Source organism: Mycolicibacterium pyrenivorans (assembly GCF_025821625.1).
In the GTDB taxonomy this organism is placed as follows: Bacteria; Actinomycetota; Actinomycetes; order Mycobacteriales; family Mycobacteriaceae; genus Mycobacterium; species Mycobacterium pyrenivorans.
Window position 1 is genome coordinate 59,374 of the sequence record NZ_JACKSH010000024.1, and the last position, 16,395, is coordinate 75,768.

The 16,395-nt window shown below is 67.6% G+C and carries 18 protein-coding genes and 1 pseudogene; 18 read left to right on the top strand and 1 reads right to left on the bottom strand.

Features of this window, described 5'->3' with window-relative positions; genetic code table 11:
• The 5 genes from H7I57_RS03355 to H7I57_RS03375 all read left to right on the top strand — a co-directional run bounded on the left by H7I57_RS03355 (position 1) and on the right by H7I57_RS03375 (position 4,193).
• Positions 1-621 carry a TetR/AcrR family transcriptional regulator gene (locus H7I57_RS03355; RefSeq protein WP_264021874.1) on the top strand — a complete coding sequence of 207 codons (621 nt, stop codon included), beginning with the start codon at positions 1-3 and terminating at the stop codon, positions 619-621.
• A 36-nt stretch (positions 622-657) separates the two neighbouring features.
• Positions 658-1,896 carry an acyl-CoA dehydrogenase family protein gene (locus tag H7I57_RS03360; protein ID WP_264021875.1) on the top strand — a complete coding sequence of 413 codons (1,239 nt, stop codon included), beginning with the start codon at positions 658-660 and terminating at the stop codon, positions 1,894-1,896.
• Positions 1,897-1,988: 92 nt separating this feature from the next.
• Positions 1,989-2,957 (top strand): phosphotransferase family protein, encoded by a 969-nt coding sequence (locus H7I57_RS03365; RefSeq protein WP_264021924.1) that lies wholly within the window; start codon positions 1,989-1,991, stop codon positions 2,955-2,957.
• A gap of 28 nt (positions 2,958-2,985) precedes the next feature.
• Positions 2,986-3,327 carry a DUF6285 domain-containing protein gene (locus tag H7I57_RS03370; RefSeq protein WP_264021877.1) on the top strand — a complete coding sequence of 114 codons (342 nt, stop codon included), beginning with the start codon at positions 2,986-2,988 and terminating at the stop codon, positions 3,325-3,327.
• Positions 3,324-4,193, top strand: coding sequence for a Vgb family protein (locus H7I57_RS03375; protein ID WP_264021878.1), 870 nt, complete (start codon positions 3,324-3,326; stop codon positions 4,191-4,193). The genes H7I57_RS03370 and H7I57_RS03375 overlap by 4 nt, the downstream gene beginning before the upstream one ends.
• Before the next feature lie 9 nt (positions 4,194-4,202).
• Here the strand turns inward: H7I57_RS03375 and H7I57_RS03380 are convergent, their stop codons facing one another.
• A complete protein-coding gene (locus tag H7I57_RS03380; RefSeq protein ID WP_264021879.1) occupies positions 4,203-4,832 on the bottom strand; it encodes a class I SAM-dependent methyltransferase in 630 nt (209 codons plus the stop codon).
• 41 nt (positions 4,833-4,873) lie between these two features.
• Between H7I57_RS03380 and H7I57_RS03385 the strand changes: the two genes are divergently transcribed.
• The 13 genes and pseudogenes from H7I57_RS03385 (at position 4,874) to nuoK (ending at position 16,388) form a co-directional block, all read left to right on the top strand.
• Positions 4,874-5,266, top strand: a complete 393-nt coding sequence (locus H7I57_RS03385; protein WP_264021880.1) for a nuclear transport factor 2 family protein — start codon at positions 4,874-4,876, stop codon at positions 5,264-5,266.
• Between the two features lie 86 nt (positions 5,267-5,352).
• A complete protein-coding gene (locus H7I57_RS03390) occupies positions 5,353-5,772 on the top strand; it encodes an Rv3143 family two-component system response regulator (protein ID WP_264021881.1) in 420 nt (139 codons plus the stop codon).
• A 163-nt stretch (positions 5,773-5,935) separates the two neighbouring features.
• A complete protein-coding gene (locus tag H7I57_RS03395) occupies positions 5,936-6,310 on the top strand; it encodes an NADH-quinone oxidoreductase subunit A (protein ID WP_264021882.1) in 375 nt (124 codons plus the stop codon).
• A complete protein-coding gene (locus tag H7I57_RS03400) occupies positions 6,301-6,855 on the top strand; it encodes a NuoB/complex I 20 kDa subunit family protein (protein WP_264021883.1) in 555 nt (184 codons plus the stop codon). Before H7I57_RS03395 ends, H7I57_RS03400 begins: the two co-directional genes overlap by 10 nt.
• A gap of 18 nt (positions 6,856-6,873) precedes the next feature.
• Positions 6,874-7,626: pseudogene (locus tag H7I57_RS03405) on the top strand (NADH-quinone oxidoreductase subunit C); the annotation flags it as partial.
• Positions 7,626-8,963, top strand: coding sequence for an NADH dehydrogenase (quinone) subunit D (gene nuoD, locus H7I57_RS03410; RefSeq protein WP_264021884.1), 1,338 nt, complete (start codon positions 7,626-7,628; stop codon positions 8,961-8,963). The pseudogene H7I57_RS03405 and the gene nuoD, both read left to right, overlap by 1 nt.
• A gap of 61 nt (positions 8,964-9,024) precedes the next feature.
• Positions 9,025-9,900, top strand: coding sequence for an NADH-quinone oxidoreductase subunit NuoE (nuoE, locus tag H7I57_RS03415; RefSeq protein ID WP_264021885.1), 876 nt, complete (start codon positions 9,025-9,027; stop codon positions 9,898-9,900).
• Positions 9,897-11,213, top strand: coding sequence for an NADH-quinone oxidoreductase subunit NuoF (gene nuoF / locus H7I57_RS03420; RefSeq protein ID WP_264021886.1), 1,317 nt, complete (start codon positions 9,897-9,899; stop codon positions 11,211-11,213). Before nuoE ends, nuoF begins: the two co-directional genes overlap by 4 nt.
• Positions 11,210-13,597, top strand: coding sequence for an NADH-quinone oxidoreductase subunit G (locus H7I57_RS03425; RefSeq protein WP_264021887.1), 2,388 nt, complete (start codon positions 11,210-11,212; stop codon positions 13,595-13,597). Before nuoF ends, H7I57_RS03425 begins: the two co-directional genes overlap by 4 nt.
• Positions 13,594-14,826 carry an NADH-quinone oxidoreductase subunit NuoH gene (gene nuoH, locus H7I57_RS03430; RefSeq protein ID WP_264021888.1) on the top strand — a complete coding sequence of 411 codons (1,233 nt, stop codon included), beginning with the start codon at positions 13,594-13,596 and terminating at the stop codon, positions 14,824-14,826. The genes H7I57_RS03425 and nuoH overlap by 4 nt, the downstream gene beginning before the upstream one ends.
• Positions 14,819-15,340: an NADH-quinone oxidoreductase subunit NuoI gene (nuoI, locus tag H7I57_RS03435; RefSeq protein ID WP_264021889.1), complete on the top strand. Its 522-nt coding sequence runs from the start codon at positions 14,819-14,821 to the stop codon at positions 15,338-15,340. Before nuoH ends, nuoI begins: the two co-directional genes overlap by 8 nt.
• Entirely contained in the window at positions 15,337-16,092 is a 756-nt protein-coding gene (locus tag H7I57_RS03440; RefSeq protein WP_308204308.1) for an NADH-quinone oxidoreductase subunit J, read from the top strand. Before nuoI ends, H7I57_RS03440 begins: the two co-directional genes overlap by 4 nt.
• Positions 16,089-16,388 (top strand): NADH-quinone oxidoreductase subunit NuoK, encoded by a 300-nt coding sequence (nuoK, locus tag H7I57_RS03445; RefSeq protein WP_264021890.1) that lies wholly within the window; start codon positions 16,089-16,091, stop codon positions 16,386-16,388. Before H7I57_RS03440 ends, nuoK begins: the two co-directional genes overlap by 4 nt.
• Positions 16,389-16,395 lie beyond the last annotated feature (7 nt).

The following is a 16,395-nucleotide window of genomic DNA, read 5'->3' on the forward strand; positions in this document are numbered from 1 at the left end:
GTGCCCGCCCTCCCGTCAGGAACGCTGAGCGCCAAAGGCCAACAGACCCGGTTGGCAATCGAGCAGGCCGCGCGGAAGCTGTTCGCCGAACGCGGTTTTCACGGGACCACCCTCGGCGACATCACCTCGGGGGCGGGCAGGTCGCCTGCGGTGTTCTACCGGTATTTCGCCGACAAGGAGGATCTGCTCGCGGCGTTGGCCCAGTCGTTCCTGCGCGAGGTGGTGACACCGTCGGGGCTGAGCCTGCAGTTGCCGGAGTCGCCCGACGACGATGCGTTTTTCACCGCGGTGGTGACCGGGTACTGGACGATGTTCAAGCAGAACATCGGAATCATGATCGCGGTGGCCCAGCTTGCGACGACCCAGCCACGGTTCGCGGCGCTGCAGAACGAGTTCCGCCGCTTCGGCGTGGACATCGTCGCCGCATCGGTGCGGCGCGCGCAGGAGCAGGGCTACGCCGCCGAGCTCGAGCCCGAGTACACCGCGGCCGCGATCGCGTTGCTCTTCGAGAACTTCACCACCGTCTTCGTGGGGACTCCCGGCCTCGGTATCGACATCGATGATGAGAACGCCATCGCCACGCTGTCACGGATCTGGAAGAAGACGCTGTACGGGTTTTAGCTCGACTGTCAATGGAGACCGTCCAAAGGAGACACAGTGGATTTCAGCCTTCCCGACCACCTTCCCGGGCTACTCGCCGAGATGGACGCGTTCATCGAGGCGGAGATCAAACCGCTGGAGACCGAACACATCCAGTACTTCGACCATCGGCGCGAACATGCCCGCACCGACTGGGACAACGGCGGTGTCCCGCGGCGGGAGTGGGAGGATCTGCTCGGCGAGATGCGCAGGCGCGCCGACCGGGCGGGCTGGTTGCGGTACGGCCTGCCCTCGCAGTTCGGCGGTCGCGACGGCAGCAACGTCGACATGGCCGTGATCCGGGAGCACCTGGCGCACAAGGGACTCGGCCTGCACAACGATCTGCAGGACGAGTCGTCGATCGTGGGAAACTTCCCGCAGGTCATCATGATGGACCGGTTCGGCACCGATTCGCAGAAGAAGGAATGGACCGACGCCCTGATCACCGGCGAGCGGTCGATGGCGTTCGGACTGACCGAGCCCGATCACGGGTCGGACGCCACCTGGCTGGAGACCCGAGCAGTGCAGGACGGTGACGAGTGGATCATCAACGGCGCGAAGCGGTTCAACACCGGGGTTCACCGCGCCACCCACGACCTGGTGTTCGCGCGGACCTCGGGGGAACCCGGTCAGGCCCGGGGTATCAGCGCGTTCCTGGTGCCGACTGATTCCCCGGGCTTCTCGGTTCCGTTCTACTGGTGGACGTTCAACATGCCCACCGATCACGGGGAGGTGCTGCTGGAGAATGTCCGGGTGCCTGCCGACGCGGTGCTCGGCGAGGTGGACCGGGGCCTCGAGGTCGGGCAGACCTTCCTGCACGAGAACAGGATTCGTCAGGCGGCGAGCAGCCTGGGAGCAGCTCAGTACTGCATCGACCGCGCGGTCGCCTATGCCGGTCAGCGCTCGGTCTTCGGCAAGCCGCTCGCGGTCAATCAGGCGGTGCAGTGGCCGCTGGTGGAGTTGCAGACCGAGGCTCAGATGGTTCGGCTGCTGGTGCGGTACGCCGCGTCCGAACTGGATCGCAACCACCACATGGAGGTCTCCGACAAGGTGTCGATGGCCAACTACCGCGCAAACCGCCTGGTGTGCGAGGCCGCCGACCGCGCGATGCAGGTGTTCGGCGGGGTGGGCTACAGCCGTCACGAACCGTTCGAGCACATCTACCGGCACCACCGTCGTTACCGGATCACCGAGGGCGCCGAGGAGATCCAGATCCGGCGGGTTGCGCAGCGGCTGTTCGGGTTCGGGCGGCGATGAGCGCTTGCGCGAAGAGCAGAGGGACACGATGAGCGCTTGCGCGAAGAGCAGAGGGACACGATGAGCGCTTGCGCGAAGAGCAGAGGGACACGATGAGCGACACGCTGGCCCGCGCGTTGGAAGAGGTGCTTCGGCCAGTCCTCGGCGAGGTGAGCGTCGAGAACCTGCAGCCGCTCACCGGCGGGGCGAGCCGGATCACGTGGGCGTTCGACGCGGTGGCCGACGGTCGGCGCGCGTTGATCCTGCGCACCGGCGCCGGTGACGACATTCACGCGGGCATGGAGCTGGAAGCCGCGGTGCAGCAACGCGCGGCAGCGGCAGGCGCGCCGGTCCCGCACATCCTCACCGCCGACGACTCCCCCGCTTCGCTGGGCAACCCGTACCTGATCTGTGACGCCGTCGCCGGGGAGACGATCGTGCGGCGGATCCTTCGCGGGCTGGACGATGCGGGCAGGACCAGGCTGCTCGAGCAGTGTGCCGCAGCGCTCGCGGCGATCCACCGGGCCGACCCCGAAGGGATCGGTCTGACCGCACCCGACGACCTCGCGGAATGGCGTGGCCGCCTCGACGAGATGGCCGACACCACAGCCACTTTCGAGTGGGCTTTTCGCCGACTGGAGGACCGGCGCCCCCCACCGTCACCGATGGGGCTGGTGCACGGCGACTTCCGGATGGGAAACCTGATCGTCGACGACTCCGGCCTGGCGGCGGTGCTGGACTGGGAGCTGACCCACATCGGCGAGGTCTACGAGGACCTCGCATGGTTCTGCATCAGGGCGTGGCGGTTCGGCGCCGCGGAGGCGCTCGGTGCGGGTGGGCTCGGCAGCGTCGAGTCGTTCCTGCGCGCCTATGAGGAGGCGGCGGCGGTGACCGTCGACCGCGACGCGTTCCGATGGTGGCTGACGGTGGCGACGCTGCGGTGGGGCGTCATCTGCCGGCACCAGGCCGAGCGGCACCTGTCCGGTGAGCAGCGCTCGGTCGAGCTCGCGGCGATCGGGCGCCGTGTCAGCGAAACCGAATGGGACATATTGGATCTGCTGTCCGGCCAGGGGCCGCGATGAGCGCTCGCGCGAAGAGCCGAGGAGCCAGATGAGTGAACTGTCCGGACGCCCCACCGCGGCCGAACTCGTCGCGGCCGCCGCCGACTTCCTCGACAACGAGGTCCGCGCCGCGTGCGACGGGCAGGTGGGTTTCCACGCCCGCGTCGCCGCCAACGTGCTGCGGATCGTCGAGCGCGAACTGCTCGACGAGACGGCGGGTGCGGTGCGTGAGGCCTTGGGGGGACTCGGCTTCGCCGACGAGGCTGCGCTGTCGACCACCATCCGTCGAGGCGAGTTGGACGACCGCGGCGACGACGTCATGGCGTGCCTGAGAATCCTGGTGCAGCACCGGTTGTCCATCGATCATCCCGGGTACGACCAAGAGGCATGAAGACACAGATCACTCAGTTCGACCTCACCGGCGACAGTGATCCGTACGGAATCGCGGTCGCCGATGACGGCGCGGTGTGGGTGACGATGGTGCACAGCGGCGCAGTGGTGCGCTTGACACCCGACGGCACGCACACCCGTTATCAGGTGGGTCCGCGGTCACAACCGTCGGCCATGACCGCGGGCCGTGGTGGTTCGGCGTGGTTCACCCGCACGAAGGACGACCGGGTGACGTCGGTGGCGCCGGACGGCTCGATGACGACTGTCGGCCTCGACTCGGGTAGCGGCCCGTTCGGCGTCTGCGTCGGGCCGGACGGGGCGGTGTGGGTCGCCGAGTCGACCGCCGACCGCGTCGCGCGGATCGCGTCCGACGGCACCTCGACGTCGTTTCCGCTGCCCGAGCAGTCGTTCCCGTCGTTCATCACCGCCGGCCCCGACGCAGCGGTGTGGGTGACGCTCAACCGCACCGACGCCGTCGCGCGCGTCACCGCCGACGGTGCCGTCGCCGTCCATCAGCTGGCCACGCCGGCCGCCGCGCCCGTCGGCATCACCTGCGGCGACGGGGCGTTGTGGTGCACCGAAATCGGGGCCGGGCAGATCGGCCGCATCGACCCAGGCGGGAGCGTGACCGAGTTCGCGCTGCCGGACGCGGCCGCTCGCCCGCACGCCATCGCCGCGGGCACGAACGGTTGCTGGTTCACCGAGTGGGCGGCCAACCGGGTCGGGCACATCGGCTGGTCGGGTGCCATCGACGAGATCGAGCTGCCGGCGTCGACGTCGGAGCCCCACGGAATCGCCGTCGGGCCCGACGGCGCGGCGTGGGTGGCGATGGAGAGCGGTGCAGTGGTGCGGATCAGCCCAGGTTGACGCGCGATGTCACGTTCTGCGCACCCGAGCCAGGAAGGCGGGCTCGTCGACACGCGTCCCGACCGCCAGCCCCAACTCCTCGGCGTGGATCTCGGTGACGACACCGCGGTAGGTGGTCGAGGTCAACTCCTCGATCTCCCAGCCCGCGCCGAACGCGTCGCGGATCGTCGTCTCGCTGACCTCGGGCCCGAATCCGCGACCGGCGTCGGACAGCGCGAGGACGTAGACGACCGCCCCCGGCCGGGTGGCCGTGTGCAGGCTTCGGACATACGTCGCGCGATCGGCGTCATCGAAGATGTGGAACAGCGCGCTGTCGATGACCGTGTCGTAACCGGGCGACTCGCCGAGGTGCAGTGCGTCGGCGACCTCGAAGCGCGCATCGACCCCGTGGTCGACGGCGTTGCGCCTGGCCTGCTCGACGGCGGTGGGCGCGCCGTCGACGCCGAACACGTCGTATCCCGCCCTGGCCAGCAGGATCGTGTGCTCGCCGGTACCGCACCCGACGTCGAGCACCTTCCCGCCGATGGCGCCCGCATCCACCAGGGCGACGATGGCCGGCTGTGGCTCGCCGATCACCCACGGCGGGGTCTGGTTCTTGTAGAAGTCGTCGAATCGGGAGATCGTTGGCGTCTGGTCCATGCACCCCAGTGTTCAACCTGAACCGGAGTTGAGGTCAACAGATGTCCGAAACCGATACGCGGGCCGTCACCGACGTCGCCGATCGCTTGTTCGACGCCATCGAGAACAGCGACATCGCCGTGGTGGAGCGGCTGTTCAGCCCCGAAGTGGCCGTCTGGAAGAGCGGCGACGTCCGCGACAACGACCATGTGCGGTCGGTGCGCATCATCGCCTGGTTCGTCGACGCGACCGTCGACCGCCGCTACGAGATCCTCGACCGCCAGGTCTTCGACGGCGGCTTCGTCCAGCAGCATGTACTGCACGCCACCGGCCGTGCGGGCGCCACGATCGCGATGCGGGTCTGCATCGTCATCAAAGTGGGAGCAGACGGCCTGATCAACCGCGTCGACGAGTACTTCGACCCGGCGGACATCGCTCCACTGCTTTCTGCGTGATCACCAGATCACAGCGAACGGAACGGTATTCGCGCAGTTCTCGAGTTGCGAGGACGCTGCATCCACACGCGGCTACCATCGCGCTCATGGCTGCCCCCTCGCCGAGCCCATCGCGTCCGCCCGGACCCCTGCGCATCCTGGTCTACAGCGACAATCCGCGGACCCGGGAGCAGGTGCGGCTCGCGTTGGGTAAACGGGTGCATCCCGAGCTGCCGGAGCTGAGCTACGTCGAGGTCGCCACCGGCCCGATGGTGATCAGGCAGATGGACGCGGGCGGGTTCGACCTGGCGATCCTCGACGGTGAGGCCACTCCTGTCGGCGGAATGGGCATCGCCAAACAGCTCAAGGACGAGATCGACCCGTGTCCACCGGTGCTGGTGCTGACCGGGCGGCCCGATGACGCGTGGCTGGCCAGGTGGTCGCGAGCGGAGGCGGCGATTCCCCACCCGATCGACCCGATCCGGTTGGGCGACGCGGTCGTGTCAATCCTGCGCGCCGCGGCCTGACGGCCACCTGCTAATGCGCATGTCCCACTTGCCTTTTCGGGGCACGGGGCATTGCCGAAGAGCGCCAGTAGAGATACTAACCAAAATGTGTGGCTTGCATCCAAAACACCGCTAGGCTGTGGGCTAGCTCACAGCGACCAGCCCCGAGGAGCGCCTGCTCAGCATGAATCTGTACACACCGATCCTGGTGCTTGGTGCGATTGCTGCTGTGTTCGCCGTCGGGTCGGTGGGGATCGCCGTGCTGATCGGGCCGAGGCGCTACAACCACTCCAAGCTCGAGGCCTACGAGTGCGGGATCGAACCCATGGACGCCTCCGACCCCGCCGCGGCGGCGACGGGACAGCGATTCCCGGTCAAGTACTACCTCACGGCGATGATGTTCATCGTGTTCGACATCGAGATCGTCTTCCTGTATCCGTGGGCGGTCGCGTTCGACAGTCTCGGCGCCTTCGGGGTCATCGCGGTGGCCCTGTTCTTGTTCAACGTCTCGGTGGCGTACGCATACGAATGGCGGCGGGGAGGCATGGTATGGGACTAGAGGAGCGGTTGCCGGGCGGCATTCTGCTGTCCACGGTCGAGAAGGTCGCGGGTTACGTACGCAAGGGTTCGCTGTGGCCGGCGACATTCGGGCTGGCGTGCTGCGCCATCGAGATGATGGCCACCGCAGGGCCGCGTTTCGACATCTCCCGTTTCGGCATGGAGCGCTTTTCGGCCACGCCGCGGCAGGCCGACCTGATGATCGTCGCGGGACGGGTCAGCCAGAAGATGGCGCCGGTGCTTCGCCAGATCTATGACCAGATGGCCGAACCGAAGTGGGTTCTGGCGATGGGGGTCTGCGCGTCGTCGGGTGGGATGTTCAACAACTACGCGGTCGTACAGGGGGTCGATCATGTGGTTCCCGTCGACATCTACCTACCCGGTTGTCCGCCGCGACCGGAGATGCTGCTGCACGCAATCCTGAAACTGCACGACAAGATCCAGGAGATGCCACTCGGCGTCAATCGCGAGGAGGCGATCCTGGCAGCTGAACAGGCCGCGCTGGCGGTGCCGCCGACGATCGAGCTGAAAGGGCTCCTGCGGTGATGAGCGCTCGCGCGAAGAACAGAGGACAACGGTGAGCGCTCGCGCGAAGAACAGAGGACAACGGTGAGCCGCTCGGGCGAGGACGAGCCGACCATGAGCACCGACGCCGACGGGGCGCCCGAGGTCATCGGGGTGCGCAGGGGCATGTTCGGCGCCCAGGGCAGCGGCGACACCTCCGGGTACGGCCGACTCCTCCGCCCGGTCGCGCTGCCCGGCAGTTCACCGCGGCCCTACGGTGGCTATTTCGACGAGGTCGTCGACGCGCTGGCCGCCGCACTCGGTGACGACGCGTACGCCGCGGCCATCGAGCGCGTGGTCGTTTTTCGCGGGGAGCTGAATCTCGAGGTCAGCCGTGACCAACTCCCAGCGGTGGCGCAGGCGCTGCGCGATGAGCCGGGCCTGCGGTTCGAACTGTGTCTCGGGGTCAGCGGTGTGCACTACCCGGACGACGCCGGACGCGAACTGCACGCGGTCTATCCGCTGATGTCGATCACCCACAACCGCCGCATCCGCGTCGAGGTGGCCGTCCCCGATGCCGACCCGCACATCCCGTCGCTGTTCCGGGTGTATCCCACCACCGACTGGCACGAGCGCGAGACATACGACTTCTTCGGCATCATCTTCGACGGCCACCCGTCCCTGACCCGCATCGAGATGCCGGACGACTGGGTCGGGCACCCTCAGCGCAAGGACTACCCACTCGGCGGAATCCCGGTGGAGTACCACGGCGCCGAGATACCGCCGCCCGACGAGCGGAGGGCTTACAGCTGATGGCCACATCACAGAGTGTTCCCGGCCCGGCTGAACGTGTGGTGGTCGTTGGCGGCCAGGACTGGGACGAGGTCGTCACCGCGGCACGCCGAAACGCCGGCGAGCACGCCGGGGAACGCATCGTCGTCAACATGGGCCCGCAGCACCCGTCGACGCACGGCGTGCTGCGACTCATCCTGGAGATCGAGGGCGAAACGATCGTCGAAGCCCGGTGCGGCATCGGATACCTGCACACCGGTATCGAGAAGAACCTGGAGTTCCGCAACTGGACCCAGGGCGTGACGTTCGTGACCCGGATGGATTACCTGTCACCGTTTTTCAACGAGACGGCGTACTGCATCGGGGTCGAGAAACTCCTGGATGTCACCGAGGCGATCCCCGAGCGGGCATCGGTGATCCGGGTGATGCTGATGGAGCTCAACCGGATCTCCAGCCACCTGGTCGCGTTGGCCACCGGCGGCATGGAACTCGGCGCGATGACGGCGATGTTCCTCGGCTTCCGGGAACGCGAACTGATCCTGTCGGTGTTCGAGTCGATCACCGGGCTGCGGATGAACCACGCCTACATCCGGCCCGGGGGTGTCGCGGTCGACCTGCCCGACGACGGCCTCAGCCAGGTCAGGGATCTGCTGGAACTGCTGCCCGAGCGGTTCTGCGATCTGGAGGATCTGCTCAACGAGAACTACATCTGGAAGGCCCGCACCCAGGGCATCGGCTATCTGGACCTCACCGGCTGCATGGCGCTGGGCATCACCGGCCCGATTCTGCGCTCCACCGGGCTCCCGCACGACCTGCGCAAGACCCAGCCCTACTGCGGTTACGAGACATACGATTTCGACGTCATCACCGACGACGGCTGCGACTCCTACGGTCGTTACCTGATCCGGGTGAAGGAGATGCGTGAGTCGCTCAAGATCGTCGAGCAGTGTGTCGAGCGGCTGGAGCGGCTCTCCGGTGCGCCCGTGATGATCGAGGACAAGAAGATCGCGTGGCCCGCCGATCTGAAGCTCGGACCCGACGGGCTGGGCAATTCGCCCGAGCACATCGCCAAGATCATGGGCCAGTCGATGGAGGGTCTGATCCACCATTTCAAGTTGGTGACCGAAGGGATCCGGGTGCCTGCCGGCCAGGTCTACGTCGCGGTCGAATCCCCGCGGGGGGAACTGGGCGTGCACATGGTCTCCGACGGCGGAACCCGGCCCTACCGGGTGCACTACCGGGATCCGTCATTCACGAATCTGCAAGCGGTGGCGGCGATGTGCGAGGGGGGCATGGTCGCCGACGCGATCGCGGCGGTGGCGTCGATCGACCCGGTGATGGGCGGGGTGGATCGGTGATGAGCGCTTGCGCGAAGAACAGACAATCGATGAGCGCTTGCGCGAAGAGAAGAAGGCGCCGATGACGATCTTCCTGGAGCTCGGGCAACGTCCCGACGAGCCCGGTCCCCCGATCAACGGCCCGGCGAGCTACCCCGCGGACGTCGTGTCCCGGCTCGAGGCCGACGCCGCGGTGATCGTGGCGCGCTACCCGCAGGCACGCTCGGCCCTGCTTCCGCTGCTACACCTGGTGCAGTCCGAGGACGGGTGTCTGACTCCGGCCGGGATCGCTTTCTGCGCAAGCCAATTGAACCTGTCCCATGCCGAGGTCACGGCGGTCGCAACCTTCTACTCCATGTACCGCCGCACCCCGACCGGTGACTATCTCGTCGGGGTGTGCACCAACACGTTGTGCGCCGTCATGGGCGGCGATGCGATCCTCGACACGCTCGAGGAGCACCTGGGGGTGGCGGCCGGTCAGACCACCGCCGACAGCCGAATCACCCTCGAGCACATCGAGTGCAACGCCGCCTGCGACTACGCGCCGGTCGTGATGGTCAACTGGGAGTTCTACGACAATCAGACACCATCGTCGGCGCGCGACCTCGTCGACGCGCTGCGCGCGGGTGAGTCACCGAAGCCGTCGCGGGGCGCGTCGCTGTGCACGTTCCGGGACACCGCGAGAATCCTTGCGGGCCTGCCGATCACCGAAGTCGCGGCCGACGGCGCGCCGACCGGTGCGGCGACGCTGGCCGGTCTGCGGTTCGCCCGCGAACACGATATGACCGCACCGTCGCCGGATCCGCAGCCCTCCGACACGACCGACCCGCAGCCCGGACACGAGCAGGCCGAAGCCGCCGAAGCCGTCAGGGACGAACCCGCACCGGGTCCGTCGGCGAACGTCCCGGTCCAGTCCGGGACGCCCGAGACCGACCCGAAGGCGGCGGACTCGCAATGACCGCACTGACTCCCGTGTTGACCCGGTTCTGGGACGACCCCGAGCCATGGTCGCTGGACACCTACCGCAGGCACGGTGGCTACCAGGCGCTGGACCGTGCGCTGGCCATGAGCCCCGACGACGTCATCACCACAGTCAAGGACTCCGGCCTGCGCGGCCGTGGCGGCGCGGGATTCCCGACCGGGACGAAGTGGTCGTTCATCCCGCAGGGAGACCAGGGTGCGGCCGCCAAGCCGCACTACCTGGTGATCAACGCCGACGAGTCGGAACCCGGTACCTGCAAAGACATTCCGTTGATGCTCACCACGCCTCACTTCCTGGTGGAAGGGGCGATCATCGCCGCCTACGCGATCCGCGCTCACCACGCGTTCATCTACCTACGGGGTGAGGTGGTGCCGGTGCTGCGGCGACTGCAGGCTGCGGTCGCCGAAGCCTACGCGGCGGGCCACCTCGGCACCGACATCCACGGCTCCGGATTCGATCTGGAGCTCATCGTGCACGCCGGTGCGGGCGCGTACATCTGCGGTGAGGAGACCGCGCTGCTGGACTCGCTGGAAGGTAGGCGGGGCCAGCCGCGGCTGCGGCCGCCGTTCCCCGCGGTGGCGGGGCTGTACGCGTGTCCGACGGTGGTCAACAACGTCGAGTCGATCGCCAGCGTGCCACCGATCCTGCTCAACGGCGTGGACTGGTTCCGCTCGATGGGCTCCGAGAAATCGCCCGGCTTCACGCTGTACTCGCTGTCCGGGCACGTCACCACGCCCGGTCAGTACGAGGCGCCGCTGGGGATCACGCTGCGCGAACTGCTCACCTACGCCGGCGGTGTCCGGGCCGGGCATTCGCTGAAGTTCTGGACACCGGGCGGATCGTCGACACCCCTGTTGACCGCCGAACACCTCGATGTGCCACTGGATTACGAGGGTGTGGCCGGCGTCGGATCGATGCTGGGTACCAAGGCGCTGCAGATCTTCGACGAGACCACCTGCGTGGTGCGGGCGGTGCGGCGCTGGACACAGTTCTACGCGCACGAATCCTGCGGCAAGTGCACCCCGTGCCGTGAGGGCACCTACTGGCTGGCGCAGATCTATGAGCGGCTGGAGACCGGAGCCGGCACACCGGCGGACATCGACAAGCTGCTCGACATCTCGGACACCGTCTTCGGCAAGTCGTTCTGCGCGCTGGGTGATGGCGCGGCCACCCCGATCATGTCGTCGATCAAGTACTTCCGTGACGAGTACGAGGCGCACCTCGACGGGGGCTGCCCGTTCGACCCCTACGCGTCGATGCTCGCCGCACCCGAAAGTGTGGGCGCATGACACTCGCTGAGCACGGCCACGACGCGCCACCGGTCGAGATGGTGACGCTGACCATCGACGGCGCCCAGGTCAGCGTTCCCAAGGGCACGTTGGTGATCCGCGCCGCCGAACTGATGGGCGTGCAGATCCCCCGCTTCTGCGATCACCCGCTGCTGGACCCGGTCGGCGCGTGCCGTCAGTGCCTGGTCGAGGTCGAGGGACAGCGCAAGCCGATGGCGTCCTGCACGATCACCTGTACCCCGGACATGGTGGTGCGCACCCAGATCACCTCCGAGGCCGCCGACAAGGCGCAGCACGGGGTGATGGAACTGCTGCTCATCAACCATCCGCTCGACTGCCCCGTCTGCGACAAGGGCGGCGAGTGTCCGCTGCAGAACCAGGCGATGTCCAACGGTCGCGTGGAGACCCGCTTCGAGGACGTCAAGCGGACCTTCCCGAAGCCGATCAACATCTCGTCACAGGTTCTGCTGGACCGCGAACGCTGCGTGCTGTGCGCCCGGTGTACCCGCTTCTCCGACCAGATCGCCGGTGACCCGTTCATCGAGTTGCTGGAACGCGGTGCGCTCCAACAGGTCGGTATCGCCCCGGGTGAACCGTTCCAGTCGTACTTCTCAGGCAACACCGTGCAGATCTGCCCGGTGGGTGCGTTGACCGGTGCGGCGTACCGATTCCGGGCCCGGCCGTTCGACCTGGTGTCGAGTCCCAGCGTCTGCGAGCACTGTGCCTCGGGGTGCGCCCAGCGCACCGATCACCGGCGCGGCAAGGTGATGCGCCGCCTCGCCGGCGACGACCCCGCCGTCAACGAGGAATGGAACTGCGACAAGGGCCGGTGGGCATTCACCTACACGACGGTCGGCGACCGGATCACCACCCCGCTGGTACGTGACCCTGACGGCACGATGCGCCCCGCGTCCTGGTCGGAAGCACTCGGTGTGGCCGGCGCCGGACTGGCGGCGGCCAACGGCAACGCCGGCGTTCTCGTCGGCGGCCGGGTGACCGTGGAGGATGCCTACGCCTACGCCAAGTTCGCCCGAATCGTGTTGGGCACCAACGACGTCGACTACCGCGCCAGGCAGCACAGCACGGAGGAGGCTGATTTCCTCGCCGCCGTCGTCGCGGGACAGCCGATGACCGTGACCTACACCGACCTGGAGAACGCTCCTGCCGTACTGCTGGCGGGGTTCGAACCCGAGGAGGAGTCGCCGATCGTCTTCCTCCGCATGCGCAAGGCGGTCCGACGGCGCGGCCTGCAGGTGGTGGCGGTCGCACCATTCGCCACCCGCGGTCTCACCAAGCTGGCGGGCCGGTTGGTCCGGTCGGCGCCGGGCACCGAGGCGACAGCACTGGACGGCCTGGCCGACGACGAGCTGCTGACCATGCCGGGTTCGCTGATCCTGGTGGGTGAGCGGCTGGCCGGCTCGCCGGGCGCACTTTCGGCCGCAACCCGTCTGGCCGAAGCCACCGGAGCCCGGCTGGCCTGGGTCCCGCGGCGTGCCGGGGAACGCGGCGCGGTGGAGGCGGGGGCGCTGCCCAACCTGCTGCCCGGTGGACGGCCGGTGGCCGATGCCTCGGCGCGCGAGCAGATGGCCGCGGCGTGGAGCGTCGACGAGCTTCCCGGCGACACCGGCCGCGACACCGCCGCGATCCTGCGGGCGGCACGCGATGGTGAGCTGGGTGCCCTGCTGATCGGCGGTGTCGAGCTCGCCGACCTGCCCGACCCCGACGCCGCGCTCGCCGCAGTGGACGCAGCGCCGTTCGTCGTGAGCCTGGAACTGCTCGAGAGCGCGGTCACCGAACGTGCCGACGTGGTGTTCCCGGTGGCACCCGTGGTCGAGAAGGCGGGTTCGTTCGTCAACTGGGAGGGCCGGATCCGGCCGTTCGAACCGTCGCTACACACCAGCGCGGTCCCGGATCTGCGGGTGCTGAACTTCCTGGCCGACGAGATCGGCGCCGATCTCGGTCTACGGACGGCCGCCGAAGCAGCCGAGGAACGAGACCGGATCGGACTGTGGGCGGGTGCCCGTCCGGAACCGCCACGCACCGAGCCGTCGCCACCGCACCCGGCCGCCGGGCAGGCCGTCTTGGCCGGCTGGCGCATGCTGCTCGACGCCGGACGACTCCAGGACGGTGAACCGCACCTCGCCGGGACCGCACGAGCGCCGCTGGCACGGCTGTCGGCGACCACCGCCGCCGAGATGGGGGTCACCGACGGCGAACTGGTGACCGTCAGCACTGATCGCGGCGCGATCACGCTGCCCGCGGAGGTGACCGACATGGACGACCGCGTGGTGTGGCTCCCGTTGAATTCCATGGGCAGCACGGTGCACGAGACGCTCGGCGTGGGCGTCGGCGCCGTGGTATCGATCGGGCGGGGTTCACGGTGACCTATCCCGATCCGACGCTGTTCGGCCACGACCCGTGGTGGCTGATGCTGGCCAAGGCCCTGGGCATCTTCGTCTTCCTGCTGCTGACGGTGCTTTCGGCGATCCTGATCGAGCGAAAGATTCTGGGCCGCATGCAGTTGCGACTCGGACCCAACCGGGTCGGGCCAGGTGGTCTGCTGCAATCGCTGGCCGACGGGATCAAGCTCGCCCTCAAGGAGGGCTTGATCCCCGCCGGGGCGGACAAGTGGATCTATCTCGCCGCGCCGGTCATCTCGGTGATACCGGCGTTCATGGCGTTCGCCGTGATCCCGATGGGTGGCGAGGTGTCGGTGTTCGGGCACCGGACCGCGCTGCAACTGACCGACCTTCCCGTGGCGGTGCTCTACATCCTTGCGGTCACGTCGATCGGCGTGTACGGACTCGTGCTGGCGGGCTGGGCGTCAGGGTCGGTCTATCCGCTGCTGGGCGGCCTGAGATCGACGGCGCAGGTGGTCTCCTATGAGATCGCGATGGGATTGTCGTTCGTGGCGGTGTTCATCTACGCGGGAACGATGTCGACATCGGGAATCGTTGCCGCCCAGCGAGACACCTGGTTCGTGTTTCTGCTGTTGCCGTCGTTCCTGGTCTACCTGATCTCCATGGTCGGCGAAACCAACCGTGCTCCTTTTGATCTGCCCGAGGCCGAGGGTGAGCTGGTCGGCGGCTTCCACACCGAGTACTCGTCGTTGAAGTTCGCGATGTTCATGCTGGCGGAATACGTCAACATGACCACGGTGTCGGCACTGGCCACCACGCTGTTCCTCGGCGGCTGGCAGGCGCCGTGGCCGATCAGCATCTGGGAGGGCGCGAACACCGGTTGGTGGCCGCTGCTGTGGTTCACCGCGAAGGTCTGGCTGTTCCTGTTCGTCTTCATGTGGCTGCGCGCCACCCTCCCCAGAATGCGCTACGACCAGTTCATGGCGCTGGGCTGGAAGATCCTGATCCCGGTGTCGCTGGGCTGGATCATCATCGTCGCGACCACCCACATCCTTCGCGACTACGGCTACCAGGCGTGGGCCACCGGGCTGATCAGCACGGGCATCGTGGCAGCGAGCGCGCTGCTGCTGCTCGGGTGGCGGACACTGCGCGCCAGGAACCTTCGCCGAACCCCTGCAGATCCCATCCAATCGGCAGACGCCGGCGCCTACCCGGTGCCGCCGATGCCGGCCAAGGAGTCAGCCGATGCCTAAGTTCCTCGATGCCCTCGCCGGTTTCGGCGTCACCTTCGGGTCCATGTTCAAGAAGCCGGTCACCGAGCAGTACCCCGAGTCGCCCGGGCCGGTCGCCCCGCGTTATCACGGCCGTCATCAACTCAACCGGTATCCCGACGGTCTGGAGAAGTGCATCGGCTGCGAGCTGTGCGCCTGGGCCTGCCCGGCCGACGCGATCTACGTCGAAGGCGCCGACAACACCGAGTCCGAACGGTATTCGCCCGGCGAACGCTACGGCCGCGTGTACCAGATCAACTACCTGCGCTGCATCGGCTGCGGCCTGTGCATCGAGGCGTGCCCGACCCGGGCACTGACGATGACCAACGACTACGAGATGGCCGACGACAACCGTGCCGACCTCATCCTGGGCAAGGACAAGTTGCTGGCCCCGCTGCAGCCGGGCATGGAGCAACCGCCACACCCGATGGCGGCGGGCAGCACCGACGACGACTACTACCTGGGCAACATCGCCGCGGTGAAGGAGGCGCCGTGAGAATTGAGTTCGTCGCCGCGATCACCGACGCCGGCCAGACCACCACCAGCGAGGCAGTCCTGTTCTGGGTGCTCGCGGCGATATCGGTGATCGGCGCCGTCGGTGTGGTCACCGCGCCGAAAGCGGTGTACTCGGCGATCGGGCTCGCGCTCACGATGTTGTCGCTGGCGGTGCTCTACATCGCCCAGGAGGCACCGTTTCTCGGGGTCGTGCAGGTGGTGGTGTACACCGGCGCGGTGATGATGTTGTTCCTGTTCGTGCTCATGCTGATCGGCGTCGACTCCTCGGAGTCGTTGGTGGAAACCATTCGCGGTCAACGCCTCGCCGCGATCGGCGTCGGCGTCGGTTTCGGCGTCCTGTTGATCGCCGGCATCGGCAACGTCTCGGTGACCGGGTTCGCCGGCCTGACGCAGGCCAACCAGAACGGCAACGTCGAAGGGCTGGCGGCGCTGATCTTCACGCAGTACCTGTGGGCCTTCGAACTGACGGGAGCGCTGCTCATCACCGCCACGCTCGGGGCGATGGTGCTGGCGCACCGCGAACGTTTCGAGCGCCGCAGGACCCAACGCGAACTGGCCGCCGAGCGCTTCGCCCCTGGCGGGCACCCGACCACGCTGCCCAATCCCGGTGTGTACGCCCGGCACAACGCCGTCGACGTGCCTGCGATGTTGCCCGACGGAACGGGCTCCGAACTGTCGGTCAGCGGAATCCTGCAGGTCCGTGCGGTTCCGGAAAACGGGGAGGGCCAGTGAACCCGGACAACTACCTCTACCTGTCCGCGCTGCTGTTCACTATCGGTGCGGCAGGAGTGCTGTTGCGCCGCAACGCGATCGTCATGTTCATGTGCGTCGAGTTGATGCTCAACGCCGCGAACCTGGCCTTCGTCGCGTTCTCCCGCATGCACGGTCACCTCAACGGTCAGGTGGTGGCGTTCTTCACGATGGTGGTCGCCGCGTGCGAAGTGGTGATCGGACTGGCCATCATCATGACCATCTTCCGGACGCGGCGCTCGGCAAGCGTCGACGACGCAAGCCTGTTGAAGAACTGATGAGCAA

Bases quoted from the DNA above. Each gene is read 5' to 3' on its own strand.
- H7I57_RS03365 (WP_264021924.1), top strand. From the start codon at position 1,989: ATGAGCGACACGCTGGCCCGCGCGTTGGAAGAGGTGCTTCGGCCAGTC.
- H7I57_RS03385 (WP_264021880.1), top strand. From the start codon at position 4,874: ATGTCCGAAACCGATACGCGGGCCGTCACCGACGTCGCCGATCGCTTG.
- H7I57_RS03425 (WP_264021887.1), top strand. From the start codon at position 11,210: ATGACACTCGCTGAGCACGGCCACGACGCGCCACCGGTCGAGATGGTG.
- nuoI (WP_264021889.1), top strand. From the start codon at position 14,819: ATGCCTAAGTTCCTCGATGCCCTCGCCGGTTTCGGCGTCACCTTCGGG.
- nuoD (WP_264021884.1), top strand. From the start codon at position 7,626: ATGGCCACATCACAGAGTGTTCCCGGCCCGGCTGAACGTGTGGTGGTC.
- H7I57_RS03395 (WP_264021882.1), top strand. From the start codon at position 5,936: ATGAATCTGTACACACCGATCCTGGTGCTTGGTGCGATTGCTGCTGTG.
- H7I57_RS03390 (WP_264021881.1), top strand. From the start codon at position 5,353: ATGGCTGCCCCCTCGCCGAGCCCATCGCGTCCGCCCGGACCCCTGCGC.
- nuoF (WP_264021886.1), top strand. From the start codon at position 9,897: ATGACCGCACTGACTCCCGTGTTGACCCGGTTCTGGGACGACCCCGAG.
- H7I57_RS03370 (WP_264021877.1), top strand. From the start codon at position 2,986: ATGAGTGAACTGTCCGGACGCCCCACCGCGGCCGAACTCGTCGCGGCC.
- H7I57_RS03380 (WP_264021879.1), bottom strand. From the start codon at position 4,832: ATGGACCAGACGCCAACGATCTCCCGATTCGACGACTTCTACAAGAAC.
- nuoE (WP_264021885.1), top strand. From the start codon at position 9,025: ATGACGATCTTCCTGGAGCTCGGGCAACGTCCCGACGAGCCCGGTCCC.
- H7I57_RS03400 (WP_264021883.1), top strand. From the start codon at position 6,301: ATGGGACTAGAGGAGCGGTTGCCGGGCGGCATTCTGCTGTCCACGGTC.
- H7I57_RS03375 (WP_264021878.1), top strand. From the start codon at position 3,324: ATGAAGACACAGATCACTCAGTTCGACCTCACCGGCGACAGTGATCCG.